Source organism: Alkalihalobacillus trypoxylicola, from assembly GCF_001590785.1.
Classification (GTDB): Bacteria; Bacillota; Bacilli; order Bacillales; family Bacillaceae_D; genus Alkalihalobacillus; species Alkalihalobacillus trypoxylicola.
Genome location: NZ_LTAO01000034.1, coordinates 88,613 through 107,529, shown reverse-complemented (window position 1 = coordinate 107,529; position 18,917 = coordinate 88,613). Strand labels below are relative to the sequence as shown.

The following is an 18,917-nucleotide window of genomic DNA, read 5'->3' as shown; positions in this document are numbered from 1 at the left end:
CCTCTTTTTTCTTGTTCTGCTTAAGCTTGTAACGAGAGAGAATCATTACCCCTCGCCCCCTCCGCTTGTAGTGGTAATTTTAACTGCTTTCGATTCGTCATAGAGGTGAGCTCCATAATGTTGGTCAGCTGTCATAACTGTCGATTTATGAACGATATCTCGGTCTGCTTCTACATCGATATCTCGTTTTAAGTAGATAGCCAATGCACCCGCTTTAACAAGGTAAGCTTCACCTTGCGTTACTTTACGAGAACGGATAATTTGAGCACCTAATACCTCTCCAAACACACCAGATACTAACACTCTATCCCCTAAGTCAGAAGCACGAGTCCAGTTATCGCCTGCTGATTTACGTAAAGCTGCTGCATCAGCAGGATTTACTAGTAATACCATCGCTGATTGGTCCTCATCATTAAAAATACCTTGCGCTGCATCTACAGCATCAAATGAAATCCCATCTGCTGAGTTATAAATTAATGTCGTTGTATCAAGAGCTTCTAATACATCGTTATCTACTTTATTCGCAATGGCCATACGTAATTGACGAGCCGCTTCTCCCATTGGGTCGCCATAACCGCTTAATACAGCTTCATCTGTAAGTTCTACCCCTTTACCCGCTTTCTTAATAGTAAAGTCCTCTGTAGAAGTTTCAAGCAACGCTAAATCAATTGCTGCGCCTTCTGCTACATCTTCAGCATCACCGATATAATGAAAACGAGGTACAGTAACTGTACTACCTGGACGCCCCACTAAAGTGCGGTCTACATTCGCTAATGGAGCGAAACGAATTGCATCCTCTAATTCTGCGGAAATCATATCTGCCATTACTTCTGGGTCTACCATATTTTCTAAACGTGTTTGTGCAAAATGCTGCAAATTCATTGGTAAAAAGTTTTTCTTTTTCATTTGTATTTCCTCCTATTTCCCTGCTAATTCATTGTACTTAGTAGGGTTATCCTTTTTTAATTTGATGCGGCCGGCATAACTAAGCTTTTTAAAATCATCTACTGTTATTCCTCCACCACTATGATGCTTTCCGTTTGTCCACTTACCCGGCGCACCTTCCTCTGCAAATAAATAACCGTCACTCTCTTTCAGTGCGGTTAATTGGTCATCTAATCCTGTTAGCTTATCGCCATCAAGTTTGATATTTTCTACATCAAGTAAAGCCTTAGCCGCCTTAGAATTGCGAACCTTTGCGCTAGTTAGAGCTTTATCAAGAGCAAAATCAAAGGATTGCTTATCTAATTGAGCTTTCCAATCATCAGCCGCTTCCTTGTTGTCCTGTTTGAGTTGGTCAATTTGTTGAAGTAATTCTTCATTTCCTGTTGCTTTTGATTTCAAGGTTTCTAGTTGTTTGTCACGGTCCGTTAATTGCCCCTTAAGATTATCTCGTTCAGTCGTCACCGATTGTAAATCATCTTTCGTTTTGTTAACGGTACTGCCATGTTCAGCCATTACCTTGTCAATTACTTCATCTTCCAACCCTAAACCTTTTAAAAATTCTCGTTTCATCTATATTCCCTCCATTGGTTACGTTTTTTTACGTGGTAACGACCACGACACCCCTTTGATTCTTTAACGTCTGCAAATGGTAAAAAGACGAGATATTACGAAGCTCTTTCTCTGTCGTATCTTCGAGGTAAGTTGTTTTCGCTGATAAACTCTCTTATCTGCGCCTGTCTTGTTCTCACTCGATGCTTGTACTTTAAGATTTCATCTTCATCGCCCATTGTCTCAGCCAACGACAAAGAACGCTTATTCTTACGTATCTCACGTTCGTAATAGCGTTGTTTTTTGACAATCTCGGCTTTTTCTTGCGCTTGGTGTTCGTTATATTGCGGTTGATTGTTAATATTCACACCTTCTATGAATGGGTAGAGGATGTGACGACAATTAACACCCCTTATTCCTCCAGGAGTGCCATAGCCAAACTCATAGATACTTGGATAATTAGGGTTACTAGAAGGGTTACTCATAGAACAGACATTACCTTGTATTTGCGAACAAGCTTCCCTTGCATCTGGATAGCTGTTTACTAACACTAAATCGATGTCGTAATCTCTCATTCGTGATGTTCTTAAGTCGTTATAGGTGTTGTTTACAGATGTTCTTATAACTGATTCTGCATATGTTTGAACATTCCATATACGCCCACCTTTATCTTTAAACCCACTATCAAGACCTTTCTCTCCCCACTCAATAACAGTTTGAGTGACTGCCTTGTTAATGGTCATCGTTCCACCTAATACCTTAGCTGTGGATTGCTCGATAATTCTTTGATAGGTTTGTGTAGCTGTTCCCACTCCATATGAGGTTGTAATGAGTGATTGATTAACAAAGTTTTGGTAGTCTCTCATAGCTCTGTTTGCAAATGTATCAATAATCTGGTCAACGTGACTAGGAACCGGTAACGTTTGATAGTGCGACTTTAGTTGATTGTCTATATCCTCTATAGAGCCGTAAGCCACATCTCGTATCGCCTTTTCTATTTCCTTTTCTGCTAATCCTGTCGCCTTCGATAGTTCAGTGACCGTACGCCTATTAATCATGTGTAAATCATTCATCTTCTCTACTTGCCATTGAAGTACATCATCATAATTCTGAGGTGTTCGTAAAGTCCTAGCTATAAGCTGAAAGATTTCATCCTCTAAAGAAGCATATATATGTTTTACACTCTGCGACCTCTTAAATATCTCATTAGGTGTAATCTTAGGACTAGCCATTACTCAATAGCTCCATATAAGAGAGATTCCTCATTGGTTTGAGGAAGTAAGTTCACCTTGTTCTCTTCGTTTATCTCGGTTAATATTTCAAGAGCTTCTTTTTCTGTGACATCATGTATTCTCATAATCGCTCTCTTTTTAGATTGCAGGTTACTAGTCACTAGTTGAATCTGTTGTTTTATCTCAGAACCTTTATCCTCTGCAATCGAATCATCAAAACCTACCGTTATATCAAAATTGCCACTGTTTTTATAAATGCTGCCCCAATTAGCAAGCTCTAATATGGTATATATGAGGTCTTGTAATCCCGACTCGATGATAGTTTCATGTGACTGCTTACTCTTGAATGTCTTAGATTGCTCAGAAACGACCTCAGTAGCTGTTTTCATGCTATTGCCATCAAATGTAAAGGCTCCCCCAGAAAAGCCTGTCTGCATAGCGTAGAGGTTCAACAGTGCGTTAATACCTGATATGTGTTCCTCTACTCTTAGCTCGATGATACTTTCTTGTATCTTATCTCCCTCTTCGGTACCTCCAAATGCTTCATAAGCTTCATCTGTAGCATCAAAGTACCTTACAGGAACACCTTGTTCATCGATAACAGTCTTAACCATATGAGCAGGCACATAAATACGCTTTTTCCCTAGCCTAAACTCACGATGAAATGAGTCAAAGGCTGTATGGATAGCTTTCATTGTATCGAGCGCATTAGCGAACAGCGATATTCCCAATGGAGAACGAGTGTCGATGTTATTCGCTGTATTCGGCTTGAAATAGGTGAAGAGAGTACGTTTGATAGGGATAACTACTTCTTCCTCTAAGTCTGGGAAATGGTCGCTTAAACTGACTTTATAGCCTAAATCATCACCATTCGTAGACTCGTATACCTCATTACGGATGATGTTCGAACCATTTTCACGTAAATGCCACTCTAAATGAGTGTAACTCTTCCCTTTTTTCGTGAATGTGTTGGGGAATACCATTTCTGTGATGGTGTCATTACTCCACGATATAGGAATACAACAATCAGCAGTGACGAATGTTAGTTTTATCTGACCATCCTCAATATACGGCTTTATCGCCATACCGCCATGAGCGAAGGAATACTCTAAGTAATCTTGGAAACGTTTATTGAATTTGTTATGGTTGAATTGCTCAACTATAAAATCTTCTGTTCCTGTATCACCTATGCTGATACTGCATTTTTCGTTGAACACTAAGCTAGCCATTTCAGCAGCTGCTACTTTTGCCACATTGAGAGTTTCCATATCTCTTGTGCCTGGACCTTTAATCGTGTTGTACTCAATATTGTGCCACGGTTTGTGATAACCCTTGTACAAGTTTTTCCATAGCTCAATTTTTTCGAACATCTCTTTGTTGACTTCTATATCCTTGTGTTCGGTCACATCACCAAGCGCCTTTATTAACCCCAATCGAATCAAACCTCCTTTCAATGCGTTTATGAGACGTTTAAACATATCCTCACCGCCTTACTTGATATACCTTCTGTAAAAATAGTTTGTTGCGTATCTGGATTCATCTAAGCTGTGGTTGTTTGCGTCTATCGGCTTTCCTTTGTCATCTCGCGCATACATACCAATCTCTTTTAAAAAGTGGTAATGGTCGTATTCGGATGTTTCAACCAATACAAATTGTTCATTTGTTAGTAGGTTTTGTTTACGCTCAATTCCTACTTCGATTCCTTTTGATGAACCCTTGATATCTTTGCTGTTATTGTTAGCTGGACTTGTACTTATTCCTAATAGGTGCAATTCTTCTCGTAATGATTTACAAGCAGGATCGACAAAAAACTCCGACCGTCTCATGTCGAAGCGCTTCTCACACCACTCTATAAACCGCTTAAGTTCTCTTGCATATATACTCATAGCTTTCACTTGCCCTGTATCGGCGCCACTGTGATAGTAATGAGCCACACGATTAAGTTTAAAGTTTCGCCCTCCGTACCTTGTGACAATGTTACAACTACAACTCGTCGCATCCGATTGACCACCATCAGCAGAAAAGTATAACTCCATCTTCTTTCCTTCGAGCTTAGGAATGATGTTCTTATCCATATCAAACATGCTGTATATGACACCACTAGGGATAACTCTCTTACCGAACCAATCTCGCTGTAATAGATACGGATTCTTTTTGAGCGTTTCATATATCTCCTGTTTTCTCTCTTCTGTGATTATTGGGTTATCGTCAATCGTCCAGTGTACCCAACGAGTCTTTTGTACCTCGAATACTTCTTTAATTACAGGATGATTAGGAGCAGGTGGGTTGAGGTCCGCTAAGTGATACCTGTCTTTAGCTGCAAACGTTCGACGGAAGCACTCTTGTATCATATCCATATGCAAGAGGTTAATCTCACAAAATGCCACAGAACCCAATGACATACCAGTAATAGCTTTTACACTATCTGACTTACCGCCACCTTTATAGTACACTCGTTTGACTCCGTTAGGAGTGTGTACTTCCAAGTGGTCGCCTTTTTCATCATGCTTAATCTTAGCGTTGTTTCCGAATATATGAATGAGTCCGAAGCCGTCACATTCCATGAACAGACGATAGGCTTGCTCTTGGTTATAAGCGACTATTAGGTGATTCTCGTCCTTAGACATGATTAAATAACGAGCGTATCTAAATACTCCCGCTGTTGTCTTTGAGCTTCTCGGTGTACCCTCGTTGACTTCCAATGTCACATCAAACGGAGCCTGTATGATTTGCTGTTGCTTAGGTGAAAACTTAATCATCTTTCTTCACCACATCAATAAGGGCTTCCATCAAGCTAGTATCATTCTTAGCGCCTTTAATCAATTCAGTTCTAGCTTTAGTTAGAGTAGTCTCAGCCTTAATCTTCTCAATATCCACATTCTCTTTATTTCGCCAAGTCTCAGGCTTTCTATTCTTAAGCCAAAAGATAGCGGCTGTTACGTCTGGCTTTTCATACCTTGTGACTTTCTCCACACCGGACGGCAAGGCAACCTCTTCTTGATAGTGAAACCCTAACGCTCTCTTAAGCAAAGCATTCTCTACTTGCCTATCCACTACCTCTTTACCATTTTTTAAGGCGTCCGAAAACTCCGCGTATTTATTCTTCCATTCATACAATGTACTCTTAGTAATCCCTATGTTATGAGCGATTTGTTCATCCGTTAGTCCGTCTCTCGCCCATCCCTCTATCTTTATCAATCCTTCTTCGGTTAGCCAATCATGATATTTACCTTTAGCCATGTTATTTCACTTCCCTCAACTCCTTGCTATTCAGAACATAAAAAAAGCCACCCTATTAGAGTGACTACTATTATTTGTAATACTGTTTCAAGTCATTTAAAATTTCTTCTTCACTTCTAGATGTGTGTATATCCTCATAACCTTCTTGACCAGTCTTTAAATAATCTAACCACGATTCTAGTAACATTTTATATGTATTCGTCACATGGTTACTATTCATATCTTTGCCCACATAATTATTATGAGGGGCGAATCCCTCTATTCTTTCTCCGTATTCATTACTTTGCATCTCATCCAAAGAGATTAATTTCAAATTTCCTTCTTTATCAACCGCCAATGCATTGTAAACTGTATTATCTGCTTTCATTAACAAATCTAATACATCATCTTTTGTAAATAACTTATTCTTTATCATAAAATCATCTCCTTTCACCTACATTTCGGCAAAGGGTGACTAATTACCTGCTTTTTATCCAAAATAAAGCATATATTCAAGTTTCCCTAAATACTTTTCACTATCTATCAATCCGCAAGATACATCTTCTCTCGATATACCATAATGAGTTAAGTCAATTCCTATATCTTTAAGCATGTTCATCTCTTCTAACATGAGCTTACCTACACCGTTCACTCTGTCATTGATATAATTAAATCTTTCTTTGTTGAACTCCATAGGATGACCTCCTATCCGATATACGTATAATCCCTCAACCTCACAGGTGGTTCCGTTATCCCATCTGTGATGAGACAGCCACAGTAGAATATAAGAGATAGTAGGATGTATTTCATTGGAAACTTCCCTCGAATAATTTAACAGTATTATTAAAAATATGTGCCAAGTCATTAGAATAATTAAATCTATCTTTGTTTATCTTAATACTTTTTTTAATATCACCATCATCATGACGCATAGTCGCTGCTTTCCAATCACATATCATTTCAACGATATCTACTAAATCCATCCCTTTAATTCCATTCTCATAATGTTCTGGGTGGTGGCTGTTATTGGCATAGTGATGTTTGAGAGCCACCTGCATTTCATTTAAAAACTTTTTGTATTCTTCTGAACCATAGGTGCTGTGTTTTAGTTTTGGTGTATACTCAGTGAATATCTCTAGTTCTGGACTTTCTAACTTCGATTGGTCGTGCACAATTGCTCTTTGTATAAGTTCTTGGGCGAACATAAGCATAAATCCTCTCACTTGCCCTATGTGCTCCTTGGTATCTTTTATACAATCTTCTTTTTTGTAAGTCATTTCCTTACCTCCTTCACGCATCTACCGTAACCACACATAACTTTCTTATCATGCACCCAAGTTGCCCAAATACACGATTTACATTTATGAAATTGCTTCTCCTTGTTCATGTTCTCTCTAATGCGATTAACCCATAAGTGATACTCTCGATCGCTTGTTCCTCGTATATTTCATAATGCTCATTATCTGAATTAAAATCATGTATTGGCGCAAAATGAAGATGCAACAGTTCATGAACAAGGTCATTTTCCATATCTCTTTCACCCATAAGACCTCTTGGGTAATCTTCTTGGTCTAATATACAGATAGATGCCATCTTTTTAGGCAGTACCCAACTCACTTCCGCTGCTCTGTTTCGCTCTATTTCAGATGCTCTTGCTACCCTTACTTCTATAATCCAATCTTGCAATCTAAGTTTCTTCTGCCAGAAAGTAAGTTTCTCTTGTAATTGTTCATCGTTCAGAATTACCTCTTTTATATCTTCCATCTGTTTCACCCCATAATAAAAGAGCCACCCCATTAGGAATGACTCTTTCTCGATATAGACTAGTCTACGTATCACTAGCTATTTAATTAAATCCACCTACCAGGCTAAGACAGCTACATTTCGCTGAATCGTTGGCGTACGCTCAACCCGATGCCCGTTTAAAGAGTTAACTCTATAGGTGGACTATTTTCTCCCTGTGCGAATCGGTAAGTCGCACATACTCACCGATAGGAGATAGAAACAATATCCTACAACTTACACCCTGTAGGTAGGTGACTTTTATGGTAATTCGCTGATACTATCATAATAACACCATATTAAGTGCAAAAACGGACATCTTTACTTATAAATTAAATAACTTATAGTGTCTGAACCTTGTATTTCCTTTAATTTATCAAACTTAGGAAGCAGCAACATAAATCCTAATACATACCTCTCGACAGTAGGTTCTTTTATATCAGCTTGCCTTACTCTCCCTTTTTCATTGACTATACTTAAAGCCTTTAAAAATACATTACGATTGATTTCTAAGAGGTTATTATCTTTCTTTAGCCTAATATCAATTGAGTTATTATTCACTTCTACAATTTCAGCTTCTGCATTTCCTTTGAAAGTTGTAATGTAATCTAATGATTCAGCAATTCTCTTAATCTTTTCCCAAAATTCCCTTTCATCCGTATACATTCCATCACCTCTCTTTTTTATTTAATTATACTATATTTATCTCCATCCTAGTTGTTCAGCAGTAGCTTGCATAATGTCATTTCTCCATCTTCTCGCTTGTCTTTCGCTGATATATAGCTTCATCGCTACTCCATCCCATTTCAACTTTTCTTTTCTCCAGTACCTTAACCTTATAAGCTCCTTATAATTATCTGGTAGAGCATTATAGACCTGTTCTATCGTTGTCGCCATGCTCTCCAGGTAGTCTAATCGTTTATTTGCTGATAACCTCACCGCTATTTGTTCAGTAGGATGACCTACACATCTAACACTATTCGTTCCTGCTATAACCGTAGGGTCGTTGATTTCCTCGTCAAAAGGATTGATAATCTCTTGTCTTAAATTAGCGATTTCTTTAAGCGTCTCATGGTAATTGCTCCATTCGGCTTCTATATGCTTAAATGTCGGTTTTCTTGTTTTAATCGCCATGTAACTCCCCCTATACTTCACTCTGATACTTACTGATACTTTGCAATATGTTCCCTTGCGACTGAATTACATCTAGTGAAGCTAATCCACTCCTATGAAGCTCCAGCGCCATATCTCTAGCATGTTTTAAATTCGCCACTTCTGCTCTTGCCATATCCGGAATGAGGGTTGCTTGCACTCCCTCACTCCTTAATCTGACAATGCTCTTCCCTAGCTCCCTGCGGTATTCTAATTCAGTATTGGCTTTATTCTCAGCTAAACGGAATATTTCTTTACTTGCTTTCTCCATCCGCTTAGTAATGTCATACATTTCTTTTGTTATTTGAGTTAACTCAACGTATTGGCGATTCATCCTCCACCACCTCATAAGTAGCTGCGAATACATCTGGTTTACAAGGATATAATTCTCCTTTAATCCCTTTTATGATGTAGTCACCTCTATCAGCTAACATAGTTCCTTCTAGAGTATCGATAAACATTGCTACATCTTCTGTTCCTTCGTTTATAAATCTAACTTCACCCTTTTTAATAGCTTCAACTATCCACACTGGATCTTCTTTTTGATACATGTCACCTGTCCATTGAAACGCTTCTACCTCTACTGGCTTTTTACGATATTTCATCAAATCACCCTTTCTCCGTTACCTCTACCTCAACTCTAGGATTCTCGCTATACCACTTACTCACTGTAAGCTCTACTACTTGGCTATCATCATTCCATATCACGCTGTTCATTCCGTCCTTTATACCTTTAACGTAATTATCAACGTCAGGTCTAGTAACAGGCTGTATCGTTCCCTTTATTGCTTCTTCTCTTAGCTTCTTAGACATACTTTTAGGGATTGGCTTATAAACCCTTACCTTAAGTGCTATTTGCCCCTCAAAAGGCTTTGCAGGCTTATGCTGACTCGCTACTAATCTCACATACTGTTTATAGTCTCTCGATTTAGTAGGGTCATAAGCTCTACCCTTCCCAAACCTCGGTCTACCTTGTGCGACCGCTTCTCCATCTATTACAAATCCTATCGTTGTCATTGTTCACCTCTCGTCGTCACTTGGAAAAAACGAATTATGAACCATACCGACATTAGCCATCCTACTATTGCTAGTGTAATTATCATTAGAACACCCTTTCAGAATTACAATCTTTGCATATCCTCATAAGGCTTCTGTCTCTCATTTGATGTTTAAATCTCCCACACCCACACCCACAGCGACCGACCTTTGTTTCTTGCGCCCGCTGTTCCTGCTTATTGTCCTTTGCTTTCATCCGTTTGATTTGCTCGAATATGGATTCACTCATAGTTCATAGTTGCAATTTCGCTTTTCTCCCTATACGCTTTAATCGCTTTTTCCATTAACTCTTTTGTGTTATCTACACCTTTTCTACCACTCATTAAAATTCCGTAACCTGCTATATCAGTAAAGGCGTTCTCGTCTCCTTGATTTCCGTTTGCTACTCTCATTTGCTTATCAAAGATTCTTGCCATGACTAGCATGTCTTGATATTGGTGAGGTTGCACTCCGTTGGGATAGAGTATTTTCAAGAATTCCCCTACCTTTAAAAACGCATCTCCATATTGCTCATTCTTCTTATCTACCAGTTGACCGATTTTTTTTGCTATGGTTTCATACTTCATCTCAATACCCCCTGTCTTGGCGGTTGTGATTCTCTTTGTTCTTTTCGATGTATGCTTGTTCTACGTGCTCCTCTGTAAAACCTAGCTTTTTACCCAGATACAAGAATTGGATAACGATTCTCGAATATACCTCTTCGTCAACTCTATTATTTTTCCAATCATTTTGAATTTCCCAAGCATCGCTCATTAATTCAATAAAACATTCAGTAATATCAAGACCTTCTGGCGATAGATATTCAAACTGAGTTAGCCTAAGTTCTAATCCAATGCTCAAAATGAAGTGTAAGCAGTCGACATATTCCTCTAAGAGTGGATTGTATTTTTTTGCTTTATTCCCTGCTATACTCAATGCGTTTGTATTTGGCTCTTGATTCTCACTCCAAAATTTAAACCCTCTCCATTCATTCGCAAGCTCCCCTAACTCCACTTGTAGAGCTAGGATTTTCTTTGGTAGTAAGTCCTCGTCATGTAACTTTTTATCATCTATGATTCTTTGATCTAATTTACGTTGTAAGTCGAATAGGTTTGATAGCATAGTGCCCTCCTAAGATATATTTTCTCTTTCACTCAAATAACGTTCAGCCGCTCCGTTAACCGATGCTACCCACTTCTCATGTGCTTCTTGCCCTGCTCCTATCTCTACAACACATTCAGGACGCACAGGGCAGTTATGGCAATTTGTTTTATAGTTTTCTCTACACACAATGTATGCTGATTTTATTTTGTCCATAGTTATCTCCTCAAAACGGCAAATCAGAATCCGAAATGTCAACAGGTCTACCGCCGAATGGGTCATCATTCTGCTGAGATTGACTTGTATTCGTATTTTGTGAGTCACCTTGGCTCTTATTATCTAAAAACTGAATATTATCTGCTACAACCTCTGTGACGTAAATTCTCTTACCTTCGTTATTTTCATAGTTCCGCGTTTGAATTCTACCTACAATACCGACTTGCGAGCCTTTCTTTGTATACTGCGCTGTATTTTCCGCTGTCTTTTTGAAGCAAACAACGTTAATCCAGTCCGTTTCATCCCTGTTGTATTGTCTCGTTACTGCTAATGAAAAGTTAGCTATTGCCGTACCTTGTGGCGAATACCTAAGTTCAGCATCTTTCCCTAAGCGACCAATTAAATTTACTGTATTCACTTCAACACCTCTTCTACTCTCGATAGAGCTTCTTCTCTATTCGCTACCGTAAAATCCTTACCGTGACTCAGCATCTTTACGTAAAACCCTTCTCCGCTAAAATGTGGGTACATGTTGGCTACTATCTCTATGTCGTTCTTCATGATTTTTCCGTTGTCTATTCGTAACACCGAACGCACCTTCTCTCTTGATTGATTAAAAATTTTAGAATACTGTATATTTAGAGTGTTATTGACTTTTTCAGGTGAGACTTTAAGCCGCCACACTTAAAGTCTCTAATTGTTTCAACTACCCGTTGAGAAAACCATCCATATATACTCCAAATTCTTTCCCTAAATCAATTAATTCTTTTGTGCTACCACCGATTAAACCTAGTCTCGTCCACTTAGGGTACCTTGTTTTATTCAAGGCTGCCTTTACTTCTTTTTTATTGATATAAGGCTCTAAATTAAACTTATAAACACCTTGAAACATATAGACTATTACGCTTGCGTCAGCTAAAGCTCTAACATCGAATCCCTTTTTATATACGTATTTGTAATAAGAGATTCTCATTAAACTCCCTGCGTAAGAAGCGAAATTCATGAATATCCACATATCTTCATCAATAATATAGCCTGCATGGCTTTCCCTAGAGCGAGCCTCGTAAATCTCTACCATATCAACGTAATCAAAAACTTTACTTAGCTCCGCTTGAAACACTATGCGTTGTTCATTAAACTCTAACTCACTCATTTTGTTCCCCATTGACTTGCCATCGCCTGAGCTATACCTTCATAAGTTTTACTCCTGATTTTCCCTCTATCCTTTGAAGGCGGTAAGTAATGAATTCGCTCTCTTTTAACCTTAGGTAGCTTCATCATTTCTTCTTTAACGTCATTTGTAGGTATCAAAGGTGGTAATCCTTTTAACCATAAGCACGTTGCTTTTTGCTCCATATGGCCAAACATCCAAGGTTGAATAACTTGTGTTTGTTCCGCTCCTATAATCTGTTTGGCGTACTTGTGCATAATTGGATTTTCTACCGCTATCTTAGATATGTTTGATTCGCGCAGCTTTCTAAAAAACACAGCGCCTTCAATCATCTTCTTCCATCGCTCTTTTTGTTTATATAACCAGGTAACACCACTGTTTGAAAGGTAAGTACAAGGTGGATGAGCAATCATTAAATCCCAACCGTCATTGATGATATCGAATACGTCACCTTTATAGTGAGGACCTGATGAATCGGAATCTAGTAAATCGCAACTCATCGCATCATGACCTCTTGCAATAAAAGCATCTCGCACAGTTCCACTATACTCACAAGCTACTAAAACTTTCATAATCTCACTTCCCTCTACCTAAACTCATACCTCTCACCGAAACATCAATCTTCAATATTTCTACATGAGTCATTTGAAGTTAATTACCTTCTCTCTCAAGCCTTTTTATCCAATATTCAATTATTTCTTTTGGTGTCTCTTTGTTCAAAAGTACTTCTTCTAATTCTTCTTTTGTTCTTCTTGATGCTCCACTTGCCATAGTTTTTATATAGTTTATTTGTTTATAAGTTGCCATTTGATTCCCCTCCCTATTTAAACTCGTTCCTCTGCGATTAGTTCCTTTACATGGTCCTTATCCCTAGCAACTACGACTAATCCACCGTTACAATGATAGTTTGGTGATACCTCATCTAAGTCCTCAAATAAAAACATCTTCATATGCCGAACACTCCTTCTCTCTTGATTGATTGAAATTTTTAAACTATGCTATATTTGGATTCTTATTGCCTTCTATCCAGTAACGTGTATAAAGTTGACCCTTATTTTCTGCGACTACCTCTTTTTCGGTCATTCCATCTTCATACACAACGATTGTCATTAATTCTTCTTTGTCAGCACCTATGGAATCGTGTCTAGTTACCCAACGCATTGGATTTCTCCCAAGCTTCACGCTTTAAATCTTCGTAATCCTTGTAATAATTAGGTCCATGCTTCTTTCTGAAAACCTCCTGCCAATACTTCAACCTTTTCTGGCTAGGTTCATCGTGTATCCATCGATGACACTTGTTACACAGTAGTAGTCCGTTCGTGAATACTCCTCTTCCTACTCCGCTGCCCTTGGGTTGCACATGATGTATATGAATTCCTTTACCTCCGCACTCTTGGCAGGTATCTTGAAAGTGTTTCTTAATTTCCGCTCGTACTGCATTAGGAAACTTCCCTCTTTGTGCTCTCAGTTTAGATTGTCGTTTATGATTAGGCTTGGCTACACTTCGTACCGGTTCAAGGTCAAGTCTCATGGGCAACCTCCTAATTGAGCATTTCTTCAAGAATTTGTTCTGCAAACTTAGCCGCTTCTACTTCCTCACTTGGCAATAAATCACGTACATATCTATGTCCCGCTCTATATACCGCTAGTTTTCTAACACATTCCCAAACGTTACCCCATGTGACATTTCCGTATTTCTTATGAAGTTCATCCTTATATTTGTTATAAACTTCTGCTAAAGGCTTTGATTTATCTTGTGCTACTCGCAAGTCTTTTCCTGTTAGATCTTTGATGATTTCAGCTTTTAAATCTGCTTTTAACATTTCGATTTCTTTCTCCGTCATCAATAAACCCTCCTTGTTATATCGTTACTTCTGAATGTCTTTTACCTTTATTGATTTTAGAAATAAGCGATATTGATACGTTGTATTTCACAGCTAATTCCTTTTGGCTTAATTCTTTAGTTTGTAAATACCTTTTGATTTCCCTTACCTCGTCTATATCCAATGGACCTCTTTTCTCCTTGGGTACGACTACCTTCTTAGCTACTGATTTCGCTACTTTCTTTTTACTCTTTGTTATAGCGGTCATCTCTTTTCCGCATCGTTCCAACGCTTGAGCATGAGGGCAAGGTTTACAAAACTTGATTGAATTATTATCTTTCTGTTCGACTGGTACAAGCTTGCATTCTCTACAATGTTTAACGAGTATGCTTTCAATCTTATTTGTGACTTCCAATAGTTTGCTCATTGTTACCTCCTATGCCGATTTCCTTCATGACTTCTAAAAATCGCTTTGTATATCTCGTATCAAAGAATTTGTTTAAGTTTTCGCAAGGATCCGTCCAGTTGACTACTTGCTTATGAATACAAACCAATATGACATTTTGAAGCTCTTTGAAACCTTCTTTTATCGCTTCTACATAGACTTCACGAACGGTCATGACATCCTCCTATCTAAATTCACCACTTTACTAAACTCTTTGATGTAAGCTGCTTCTACTGTTCCTAGCGCTCCATTTCTTTGTTTAGCAATGATAATTTCTAGGATATTGGCATTCTCTGACTCTTTGTTGTAGTAATCATCACGGTATAAAAACATAATCACATCGGCATCCTGCTCGATACTTCCGCTTTCTCTGAGGTCTGACATCATCGGTCGCTTATCTTGACGTTGTTCAACCCCTCTACTTAATTGAGCAAGTGTGACAACTGGTATTTTAAAATCTTTTGCCATCGCCTTAAGGTCTGCGCTTATCTCTGTGATTTGTTGGTGAGAATTACCGTTATACTTCTCTCTTGGCTGTATAAGCGTTAAATAATCAATGAATGCTATAACCTTCTGATTTGGGTTATCTCGCTGTATTCGCCTTATCTTGGCTCTCATTTCGTTTATTTTCATTCCGCTCTTGTCGTAGATGTAGAACTCTATCTTTTCAAGGACGGTTATTGCATCCTTCCAACGTTCTTTTTCCTTGTCGTTCATGTAGTGGAAAGGGTTCTTTGTCTTGAATCCATCTATATTAGCAATACTAGAAATCAATCGTTTTAATAATAGTTTCTCGCTCATTTCAAGGGAAAAGATAACAGGTATTGCTCCGCTTTTACCTGCTGCAAGCGCCATGTTTAGGATAGTCGCTGTCTTACCCATCGATGGCCTAGCTCCGATAATGATAGATTCTTCTTCTTGGAAGCCATCTAAGAACTTATCTAAATCCGTTAACCCTGTGGGAATACCGCTCATTCCTTTCGGGGTTTCGGTGTCCACTTCCTCATACATATCTAGCAACAAGGATTTTTTATTGAAGCTGTGGTTATGATTGGATTCATCTAAGATGTTCAATTCGGCAATCAACTTTTGTATTTCGCCCTCTTTTAAATCTTGATTGCTGTATTGATGGAGTAATCGCTTGGATTCTCTTTCTTTCCAGTCTCTGATAATGAGATTTTCATAAGTCTTGAAAGCGTGGGAGGAAGGCACGCTATTCATTAATTGCTGTATATAATGCCCTCCCCCTAGTTGGTTGTAAGAGGTGACACCTACCTTATCCATAATGGTGATAGGATCAATCTCTACTCCTTCTCTTTCAAGGTCTAGCATGACCTTATAGATTTGCTTGTTTCTTACATCGTTGAAGTGATCCACTGTTAAGGTCACTTCTTTGATGATTGTATTATCTTGTAAGATGCAACCCAGTAGCACTCCTTCTTGCATATTAGAAACCTCTCATTTCCACTACCTTATCCAAGTAAGAAGCGTTCTTTTCAAAACGAGGATTAGGTTTATATTTATTTAATCCTGCTACAGTTGGTACATAGGTTTCTGATTCGATGTATTTATCAACCATTGTCTGGAAAGAACTATCATCAAATCTCAAAAACTTCTGATACCAAGCTATTGCGATTTCCGACTCTTCTAAATTGATGTTCCAGTGAGGATAAAAGATTAATAGTTTGTTCATCCCATCTTGAAAGGTACTTTTAGTTAGCATTAAAAGTCAGCCACCTTTCGTTGTTTAGGTTTAGCAGGAGCCTTCCTCTTATTACTAAACTCATTTATCTTAGCTTGTGCTTGTTCAACGGTTGTGACGTTGCTCTTTATCCAGTCATTAAGGATAGCTGCTATATATCTCATGTTTTTCTTCCCATTTAAGACTGCTTGTTGAATGGCTAGTATTAAGACTTCTTCTTTTACTCCATCAACATCTAAGTAGTTAGTAAGTGTTTGTGTTTCATAAGGTGATAGCATCCCTATGTTTTGTTGGTAGAAAGTAAAAGGGTTAACTGTTTCTTCTTCTTTTTCTTTAAGATCTAATAATGTATTTCTATCCTCATCATTTTCTAAATACCCCCCTTTAGAATACTTACTAGGGGTGGTTAATTTACTAACTACCTTAATGAATCTTTTTTCAACTGTTTTTCCATCTGAACTATATTGCATTTTCACTTTTATAAAACCCTTTTCTTCTAAAGTTGCTATGATTTGTGAGCATCTTCCTTTTGAAAGATTAAAGAACTCTGAAAAGTGTTTATTTGAAGCGAAGCAACCAGGTCCATTATCCAAACTATCTATCTCAGCCATAAAGACTTTTTCTTGTGTACTTAGGTCATTCGATAACCAAATATCTCTTGGGATCCAAATCCCCTTAAAATCTCGATTCATCCTTTACACCTCACGAAAATACTTGATATTTCCGCTCTCTATTGGTATAATTAACTTAACAATTTTATTAGAGAGCGGTTATGAAGTCACTGTTGCGAGCAGTGGCTATTTTTCATTTTCTAGGAAGCTTTGTAAAACTTTGATTAACTCTTCCGCTTCTTCGTCCTCTAACATGAATTCAACTTCACTTACTGGCTTTTCAACTGAATCAAGCTGAACAACTTTTAAATCAATCCCTCCGCTAAAATTAGAAATTTCAAAAGTCGAGCGGCTACCATCGAAATGTAGAATTGTCGATTTCGTTACCATAAGAACCTCCTTAGACTAGACTTCCGATTGCTAACTCTTTGACAATCGTTGTGTAGATTTCTTTTAATCGTGTATCAGATTCGATAACATCAAGCTTGTTTGCATCTTTAACTCTCGTCTTAGTTGCTCCTGCCTCTTCTAATCTGTCTTTTAAGTTTGTGAGTCTAATTGCTAGATTGCATCTCGCTCTTTCTTCAAGCTTTAAATAACTCATACGTCTAACACCTTGATGGTCGCCGTCTGTTCGTCTAGCAGCTTCTCGAAGCATTTTATTGATTGATTTACGCCAATCTTCGTCTTTATGTTCAGTGAATGTCTCTTTAATCGTTGTTACGTGAGTTTCAAGTCTATTTAGTTTCTTATCTCTTTCAGCATCCTCAATTTGTTTTTGAGCGACTGTATCGAATAAGTGTTTAAACATTTGAAGCTCTGGTGATAATACCGAAGTATTAAGTTCTGTCTGCTTAACATTGTAATAATCATCAACCAACATTTCGTAAGCATCCCAAGCTTCGTCAGTATTTAATGACTTAGCATGTAACCAAGCGCCTTTTTCAGTCCATAGATATAAAACTGATGTGAATTTTAGGCTGTCGTCATTTTGACGTGACCCTTTAAATTCTCTTAACTCGGAACCTGTTAGCGAAAAGAAGTGCTTACCCTCTTTAAATCGTTTTGAGTTCCTTTGAAAGTTCCTGTTAATCAATTTGCTATCTGCTCCAAATGATTCCGATAACTGACTCGTAGTTAATACTCTTTGACCTTCCCTTTCAATTACTGCTAGTTGATTCATTCGTTTCACCCTCTCTTTTTTTGTAATGACCGCCCACCCTAGAGCAGGCGGTTTTTGAACTAGGAATTTGCTGTTTTAATCCCTTTGACTAATAAAGATGAAATGTAAGAAGAGCGAGAAATGTCAGTGTTGTCTTCAACTGATTTCTTTCTTCTATCGCCATCGATTAATTCAAGCAAATCCTTGTCGATAGTTACATTTATTGATTTCTTAGCCATATTCTGCACCTCCAAACGCTAGTGGTCTAGTGGCTATAAAGTAATTTTAACATAGCCTTCTTTGTTGGTCTAGTGGTTTAGTGGTAAATAATATAGGTATAAAGACTTATTTTTATACAAACTAGTGGTTTACTAGACCAACATTATGTTATACTGTCAATTAATTAGTAGTAATAAAAATATGGAGGGAAACATATTATGTCAGGTCACAAAAAATCACCTAACGCAAAACCAATTATTAATATCACTATTGATGAAGAATTACTAAAACTAGTTGAAGATTATCAATTTGATAACCGTATCAAAAACAGATCACAAGCAATCCAAGAACTTCTTAAAAAAGCAATGAATACAGATAAAGAGGAAGAGTCTAAAGGGGAATAATGCTTACCAGGCTTATTTTTTGATCAAACAGATAGATCAAAACCTTTAGTTCTTCGCTCACTCATAAATAAGCTTTTACATAATACATACAAATGAATAAGGGGGAGGGGATCGGTTTTTCATAGAAAACGACTCCTTTTTATTTTGGT

36 protein-coding genes are annotated in these 18,917 nt (G+C 37.9%); 1 reads left to right on the top strand and 35 read right to left on the bottom strand.

Annotation, left to right across the window (positions count from 1 at the left end; genetic code table 11):
* Positions 1 to 45: 45 nt before the first annotated feature.
* The 35 genes from AZF04_RS15985 to AZF04_RS21285 all read right to left on the bottom strand — a co-directional run bounded on the left by AZF04_RS15985 (position 46) and on the right by AZF04_RS21285 (position 18,384).
* On the bottom strand, positions 46 to 906 hold the full coding sequence (locus tag AZF04_RS15985; protein ID WP_235600010.1) for a N4-gp56 family major capsid protein: 861 nt from the start codon (positions 904 to 906) through the stop codon (positions 46 to 48).
* Positions 907 to 918: 12 nt separating this feature from the next.
* The gene (locus AZF04_RS15980; RefSeq protein WP_061949597.1) at positions 919 to 1,515 is read right to left on the bottom strand and encodes a phage scaffolding protein; all 597 of its coding nucleotides are present in this window, start codon (positions 1,513 to 1,515) and stop codon (positions 919 to 921) included.
* A 95-nt stretch (positions 1,516 to 1,610) separates the two neighbouring features.
* Positions 1,611 to 2,726, bottom strand: coding sequence for a phage minor capsid protein (locus AZF04_RS15975; protein ID WP_061949596.1), 1,116 nt, complete (start codon positions 2,724 to 2,726; stop codon positions 1,611 to 1,613).
* Entirely contained in the window at positions 2,726 to 4,159 is a 1,434-nt protein-coding gene (locus tag AZF04_RS15970) for a phage portal protein (RefSeq protein WP_235600009.1), read from the bottom strand. The genes AZF04_RS15975 and AZF04_RS15970 overlap by 1 nt, the downstream gene beginning before the upstream one ends.
* A gap of 57 nt (positions 4,160 to 4,216) precedes the next feature.
* Positions 4,217 to 5,485 (bottom strand): PBSX family phage terminase large subunit, encoded by a 1,269-nt coding sequence (locus tag AZF04_RS15965; protein ID WP_061949594.1) that lies wholly within the window; start codon positions 5,483 to 5,485, stop codon positions 4,217 to 4,219.
* A complete protein-coding gene (locus AZF04_RS15960; RefSeq protein WP_061949593.1) occupies positions 5,478 to 5,966 on the bottom strand; it encodes a helix-turn-helix domain-containing protein in 489 nt (162 codons plus the stop codon). Before AZF04_RS15960 ends, AZF04_RS15965 begins: the two co-directional genes overlap by 8 nt.
* A 70-nt stretch (positions 5,967 to 6,036) precedes the next feature.
* Positions 6,037 to 6,381 (bottom strand): hypothetical protein, encoded by a 345-nt coding sequence (locus AZF04_RS15955; protein WP_061949592.1) that lies wholly within the window; start codon positions 6,379 to 6,381, stop codon positions 6,037 to 6,039.
* Positions 6,382 to 6,435: 54 nt separating this feature from the next.
* Positions 6,436 to 6,639, bottom strand: a complete 204-nt coding sequence (locus AZF04_RS15950) for a hypothetical protein (protein ID WP_061949591.1) — start codon at positions 6,637 to 6,639, stop codon at positions 6,436 to 6,438.
* Positions 6,640 to 6,751: 112 nt separating this feature from the next.
* On the bottom strand, positions 6,752 to 7,222 hold the full coding sequence (locus AZF04_RS15945) for a DUF5662 family protein (RefSeq protein ID WP_061949590.1): 471 nt from the start codon (positions 7,220 to 7,222) through the stop codon (positions 6,752 to 6,754).
* Between the two features lie 106 nt (positions 7,223 to 7,328).
* Positions 7,329 to 7,709: a hypothetical protein gene (locus tag AZF04_RS15940; RefSeq protein WP_153017279.1), complete on the bottom strand. Its 381-nt coding sequence runs from the start codon at positions 7,707 to 7,709 to the stop codon at positions 7,329 to 7,331.
* A 339-nt stretch (positions 7,710 to 8,048) separates the two neighbouring features.
* On the bottom strand, positions 8,049 to 8,393 hold the full coding sequence (locus AZF04_RS15935; RefSeq protein ID WP_061949588.1) for a hypothetical protein: 345 nt from the start codon (positions 8,391 to 8,393) through the stop codon (positions 8,049 to 8,051).
* A gap of 36 nt (positions 8,394 to 8,429) precedes the next feature.
* Positions 8,430 to 8,861, bottom strand: a complete 432-nt coding sequence (locus AZF04_RS15930; RefSeq protein ID WP_061949587.1) for a DUF722 domain-containing protein — start codon at positions 8,859 to 8,861, stop codon at positions 8,430 to 8,432.
* 10 nt (positions 8,862 to 8,871) lie between these two features.
* The gene (locus tag AZF04_RS15925; RefSeq protein ID WP_061949586.1) at positions 8,872 to 9,213 is read right to left on the bottom strand and encodes a hypothetical protein; all 342 of its coding nucleotides are present in this window, start codon (positions 9,211 to 9,213) and stop codon (positions 8,872 to 8,874) included.
* Positions 9,194 to 9,484: a hypothetical protein gene (locus tag AZF04_RS15920; protein WP_061949706.1), complete on the bottom strand. Its 291-nt coding sequence runs from the start codon at positions 9,482 to 9,484 to the stop codon at positions 9,194 to 9,196. Before AZF04_RS15920 ends, AZF04_RS15925 begins: the two co-directional genes overlap by 20 nt.
* Positions 9,485 to 9,488: 4 nt before the next feature.
* The gene (locus tag AZF04_RS15915; protein ID WP_061949585.1) at positions 9,489 to 9,896 is read right to left on the bottom strand and encodes a RusA family crossover junction endodeoxyribonuclease; all 408 of its coding nucleotides are present in this window, start codon (positions 9,894 to 9,896) and stop codon (positions 9,489 to 9,491) included.
* A gap of 260 nt (positions 9,897 to 10,156) precedes the next feature.
* The gene (locus tag AZF04_RS15905; RefSeq protein ID WP_061949583.1) at positions 10,157 to 10,501 is read right to left on the bottom strand and encodes a hypothetical protein; all 345 of its coding nucleotides are present in this window, start codon (positions 10,499 to 10,501) and stop codon (positions 10,157 to 10,159) included.
* Between the two features lies 1 nt (position 10,502).
* The gene (locus tag AZF04_RS15900; protein WP_061949582.1) at positions 10,503 to 11,036 is read right to left on the bottom strand and encodes a dUTP diphosphatase; all 534 of its coding nucleotides are present in this window, start codon (positions 11,034 to 11,036) and stop codon (positions 10,503 to 10,505) included.
* A 9-nt stretch (positions 11,037 to 11,045) separates the two neighbouring features.
* The gene (locus AZF04_RS15895; protein WP_061949581.1) at positions 11,046 to 11,231 is read right to left on the bottom strand and encodes a hypothetical protein; all 186 of its coding nucleotides are present in this window, start codon (positions 11,229 to 11,231) and stop codon (positions 11,046 to 11,048) included.
* A 10-nt stretch (positions 11,232 to 11,241) separates the two neighbouring features.
* Positions 11,242 to 11,649 carry a single-stranded DNA-binding protein gene (locus AZF04_RS15890; RefSeq protein ID WP_061949580.1) on the bottom strand — a complete coding sequence of 136 codons (408 nt, stop codon included), beginning with the start codon at positions 11,647 to 11,649 and terminating at the stop codon, positions 11,242 to 11,244.
* On the bottom strand, positions 11,646 to 11,819 hold the full coding sequence (locus AZF04_RS21300) for a hypothetical protein (RefSeq protein ID WP_156479530.1): 174 nt from the start codon (positions 11,817 to 11,819) through the stop codon (positions 11,646 to 11,648). The genes AZF04_RS15890 and AZF04_RS21300 overlap by 4 nt, the downstream gene beginning before the upstream one ends.
* A 118-nt stretch (positions 11,820 to 11,937) precedes the next feature.
* A complete protein-coding gene (locus AZF04_RS15880) occupies positions 11,938 to 12,384 on the bottom strand; it encodes a hypothetical protein (RefSeq protein ID WP_061949578.1) in 447 nt (148 codons plus the stop codon).
* Positions 12,381 to 12,974 (bottom strand): hypothetical protein, encoded by a 594-nt coding sequence (locus tag AZF04_RS15875; protein WP_061949577.1) that lies wholly within the window; start codon positions 12,972 to 12,974, stop codon positions 12,381 to 12,383. Before AZF04_RS15875 ends, AZF04_RS15880 begins: the two co-directional genes overlap by 4 nt.
* A gap of 79 nt (positions 12,975 to 13,053) precedes the next feature.
* Complete coding sequence (locus AZF04_RS21295) at positions 13,054 to 13,209, bottom strand: hypothetical protein (protein ID WP_156479529.1); 156 nt, start codon at positions 13,207 to 13,209, stop codon at positions 13,054 to 13,056.
* 17 nt (positions 13,210 to 13,226) lie between these two features.
* Positions 13,227 to 13,352 (bottom strand): hypothetical protein, encoded by a 126-nt coding sequence (locus AZF04_RS21840; protein ID WP_268753430.1) that lies wholly within the window; start codon positions 13,350 to 13,352, stop codon positions 13,227 to 13,229.
* A 43-nt stretch (positions 13,353 to 13,395) separates the two neighbouring features.
* The gene (locus AZF04_RS21290; RefSeq protein ID WP_156479528.1) at positions 13,396 to 13,563 is read right to left on the bottom strand and encodes a hypothetical protein; all 168 of its coding nucleotides are present in this window, start codon (positions 13,561 to 13,563) and stop codon (positions 13,396 to 13,398) included.
* A complete protein-coding gene (locus tag AZF04_RS15870) occupies positions 13,547 to 13,933 on the bottom strand; it encodes an HNH endonuclease (RefSeq protein WP_061949576.1) in 387 nt (128 codons plus the stop codon). Before AZF04_RS15870 ends, AZF04_RS21290 begins: the two co-directional genes overlap by 17 nt.
* A gap of 10 nt (positions 13,934 to 13,943) precedes the next feature.
* Entirely contained in the window at positions 13,944 to 14,246 is a 303-nt protein-coding gene (locus tag AZF04_RS15865) for a hypothetical protein (RefSeq protein WP_061949575.1), read from the bottom strand.
* 16 nt (positions 14,247 to 14,262) lie between these two features.
* Entirely contained in the window at positions 14,263 to 14,652 is a 390-nt protein-coding gene (locus tag AZF04_RS15860; protein ID WP_061949574.1) for a helix-turn-helix domain-containing protein, read from the bottom strand.
* A complete protein-coding gene (locus AZF04_RS15855; RefSeq protein ID WP_061949573.1) occupies positions 14,624 to 14,845 on the bottom strand; it encodes a hypothetical protein in 222 nt (73 codons plus the stop codon). The genes AZF04_RS15860 and AZF04_RS15855 overlap by 29 nt, the downstream gene beginning before the upstream one ends.
* Positions 14,842 to 16,116 (bottom strand): replicative DNA helicase, encoded by a 1,275-nt coding sequence (locus tag AZF04_RS15850; RefSeq protein WP_061949572.1) that lies wholly within the window; start codon positions 16,114 to 16,116, stop codon positions 14,842 to 14,844. The genes AZF04_RS15855 and AZF04_RS15850 overlap by 4 nt, the downstream gene beginning before the upstream one ends.
* Position 16,117: 1 nt before the next feature.
* Complete coding sequence (locus AZF04_RS15845) at positions 16,118 to 16,393, bottom strand: hypothetical protein (protein ID WP_061949571.1); 276 nt, start codon at positions 16,391 to 16,393, stop codon at positions 16,118 to 16,120.
* Positions 16,393 to 17,064, bottom strand: a complete 672-nt coding sequence (locus AZF04_RS15840; protein WP_061949570.1) for a DnaD domain protein — start codon at positions 17,062 to 17,064, stop codon at positions 16,393 to 16,395. Before AZF04_RS15840 ends, AZF04_RS15845 begins: the two co-directional genes overlap by 1 nt.
* 105 nt (positions 17,065 to 17,169) lie before the next feature.
* On the bottom strand, positions 17,170 to 17,373 hold the full coding sequence (locus tag AZF04_RS15835) for a hypothetical protein (protein WP_061949569.1): 204 nt from the start codon (positions 17,371 to 17,373) through the stop codon (positions 17,170 to 17,172).
* Positions 17,374 to 17,383: 10 nt separating this feature from the next.
* The gene (locus AZF04_RS15830; protein ID WP_061949568.1) at positions 17,384 to 18,166 is read right to left on the bottom strand and encodes an ORF6N domain-containing protein; all 783 of its coding nucleotides are present in this window, start codon (positions 18,164 to 18,166) and stop codon (positions 17,384 to 17,386) included.
* A 59-nt stretch (positions 18,167 to 18,225) separates the two neighbouring features.
* Positions 18,226 to 18,384 (bottom strand): hypothetical protein, encoded by a 159-nt coding sequence (locus tag AZF04_RS21285; protein ID WP_156479527.1) that lies wholly within the window; start codon positions 18,382 to 18,384, stop codon positions 18,226 to 18,228.
* Between the two features lie 198 nt (positions 18,385 to 18,582).
* On the opposite strand from AZF04_RS21285, the gene AZF04_RS15825 reads away from it, so the two are divergent.
* Entirely contained in the window at positions 18,583 to 18,768 is a 186-nt protein-coding gene (locus AZF04_RS15825; protein WP_061949567.1) for a hypothetical protein, read from the top strand.
* Positions 18,769 to 18,917: the final 149 nt, after the last annotated feature.

What these genes read in the sequence shown, in the direction of transcription:
- AZF04_RS15865 (WP_061949575.1), bottom strand. Translation starts at nt 14,246, where the DNA reads ATGACGGAGAAAGAAATCGAAATGTTAAAAGCAGATTTAAAAGCTGAA.
- AZF04_RS15895 (WP_061949581.1), bottom strand. Translation starts at nt 11,231, where the DNA reads ATGGACAAAATAAAATCAGCATACATTGTGTGTAGAGAAAACTATAAA.
- AZF04_RS15825 (WP_061949567.1), top strand. Translation starts at nt 18,583, where the DNA reads ATGTCAGGTCACAAAAAATCACCTAACGCAAAACCAATTATTAATATC.
- AZF04_RS15930 (WP_061949587.1), bottom strand. Translation starts at nt 8,861, where the DNA reads ATGGCGATTAAAACAAGAAAACCGACATTTAAGCATATAGAAGCCGAA.
- AZF04_RS15860 (WP_061949574.1), bottom strand. Translation starts at nt 14,652, where the DNA reads ATGAGCAAACTATTGGAAGTCACAAATAAGATTGAAAGCATACTCGTT.
- AZF04_RS15905 (WP_061949583.1), bottom strand. Translation starts at nt 10,501, where the DNA reads ATGAAGTATGAAACCATAGCAAAAAAAATCGGTCAACTGGTAGATAAG.
- AZF04_RS15900 (WP_061949582.1), bottom strand. Translation starts at nt 11,036, where the DNA reads ATGCTATCAAACCTATTCGACTTACAACGTAAATTAGATCAAAGAATC.
- AZF04_RS15920 (WP_061949706.1), bottom strand. Translation starts at nt 9,484, where the DNA reads ATGAAATATCGTAAAAAGCCAGTAGAGGTAGAAGCGTTTCAATGGACA.
- AZF04_RS15985 (WP_235600010.1), bottom strand. Translation starts at nt 906, where the DNA reads ATGAAAAAGAAAAACTTTTTACCAATGAATTTGCAGCATTTTGCACAA.
- AZF04_RS15925 (WP_061949586.1), bottom strand. Translation starts at nt 9,213, where the DNA reads ATGAATCGCCAATACGTTGAGTTAACTCAAATAACAAAAGAAATGTAT.
- AZF04_RS15960 (WP_061949593.1), bottom strand. Translation starts at nt 5,966, where the DNA reads ATGGCTAAAGGTAAATATCATGATTGGCTAACCGAAGAAGGATTGATA.
- AZF04_RS15955 (WP_061949592.1), bottom strand. Translation starts at nt 6,381, where the DNA reads ATGATAAAGAATAAGTTATTTACAAAAGATGATGTATTAGATTTGTTA.
- AZF04_RS15915 (WP_061949585.1), bottom strand. Translation starts at nt 9,896, where the DNA reads ATGACAACGATAGGATTTGTAATAGATGGAGAAGCGGTCGCACAAGGT.
- AZF04_RS15950 (WP_061949591.1), bottom strand. Translation starts at nt 6,639, where the DNA reads ATGGAGTTCAACAAAGAAAGATTTAATTATATCAATGACAGAGTGAAC.
- AZF04_RS15845 (WP_061949571.1), bottom strand. Translation starts at nt 16,393, where the DNA reads ATGCTAACTAAAAGTACCTTTCAAGATGGGATGAACAAACTATTAATC.
- AZF04_RS15875 (WP_061949577.1), bottom strand. Translation starts at nt 12,974, where the DNA reads ATGAAAGTTTTAGTAGCTTGTGAGTATAGTGGAACTGTGCGAGATGCT.
- AZF04_RS15965 (WP_061949594.1), bottom strand. Translation starts at nt 5,485, where the DNA reads ATGATTAAGTTTTCACCTAAGCAACAGCAAATCATACAGGCTCCGTTT.
- AZF04_RS15935 (WP_061949588.1), bottom strand. Translation starts at nt 8,393, where the DNA reads ATGTATACGGATGAAAGGGAATTTTGGGAAAAGATTAAGAGAATTGCT.
- AZF04_RS15835 (WP_061949569.1), bottom strand. Translation starts at nt 17,373, where the DNA reads ATGGTAACGAAATCGACAATTCTACATTTCGATGGTAGCCGCTCGACT.
- AZF04_RS15870 (WP_061949576.1), bottom strand. Translation starts at nt 13,933, where the DNA reads ATGAGACTTGACCTTGAACCGGTACGAAGTGTAGCCAAGCCTAATCAT.
- AZF04_RS21295 (WP_156479529.1), bottom strand. Translation starts at nt 13,209, where the DNA reads ATGGCAACTTATAAACAAATAAACTATATAAAAACTATGGCAAGTGGA.
- AZF04_RS15945 (WP_061949590.1), bottom strand. Translation starts at nt 7,222, where the DNA reads ATGACTTACAAAAAAGAAGATTGTATAAAAGATACCAAGGAGCACATA.
- AZF04_RS15880 (WP_061949578.1), bottom strand. Translation starts at nt 12,384, where the DNA reads ATGAGTGAGTTAGAGTTTAATGAACAACGCATAGTGTTTCAAGCGGAG.
- AZF04_RS21840 (WP_268753430.1), bottom strand. Translation starts at nt 13,352, where the DNA reads ATGAAGATGTTTTTATTTGAGGACTTAGATGAGGTATCACCAAACTAT.
- AZF04_RS21285 (WP_156479527.1), bottom strand. Translation starts at nt 18,384, where the DNA reads ATGGCTAAGAAATCAATAAATGTAACTATCGACAAGGATTTGCTTGAA.
- AZF04_RS21290 (WP_156479528.1), bottom strand. Translation starts at nt 13,563, where the DNA reads ATGCGTTGGGTAACTAGACACGATTCCATAGGTGCTGACAAAGAAGAA.
- AZF04_RS15840 (WP_061949570.1), bottom strand. Translation starts at nt 17,064, where the DNA reads ATGAATCGAGATTTTAAGGGGATTTGGATCCCAAGAGATATTTGGTTA.
- AZF04_RS15850 (WP_061949572.1), bottom strand. Translation starts at nt 16,116, where the DNA reads ATGCAAGAAGGAGTGCTACTGGGTTGCATCTTACAAGATAATACAATC.
- AZF04_RS15980 (WP_061949597.1), bottom strand. Translation starts at nt 1,515, where the DNA reads ATGAAACGAGAATTTTTAAAAGGTTTAGGGTTGGAAGATGAAGTAATT.
- AZF04_RS15855 (WP_061949573.1), bottom strand. Translation starts at nt 14,845, where the DNA reads ATGACCGTTCGTGAAGTCTATGTAGAAGCGATAAAAGAAGGTTTCAAA.
- AZF04_RS15830 (WP_061949568.1), bottom strand. Translation starts at nt 18,166, where the DNA reads ATGAATCAACTAGCAGTAATTGAAAGGGAAGGTCAAAGAGTATTAACT.
- AZF04_RS15940 (WP_153017279.1), bottom strand. Translation starts at nt 7,709, where the DNA reads ATGGAAGATATAAAAGAGGTAATTCTGAACGATGAACAATTACAAGAG.
- AZF04_RS15975 (WP_061949596.1), bottom strand. Translation starts at nt 2,726, where the DNA reads ATGGCTAGTCCTAAGATTACACCTAATGAGATATTTAAGAGGTCGCAG.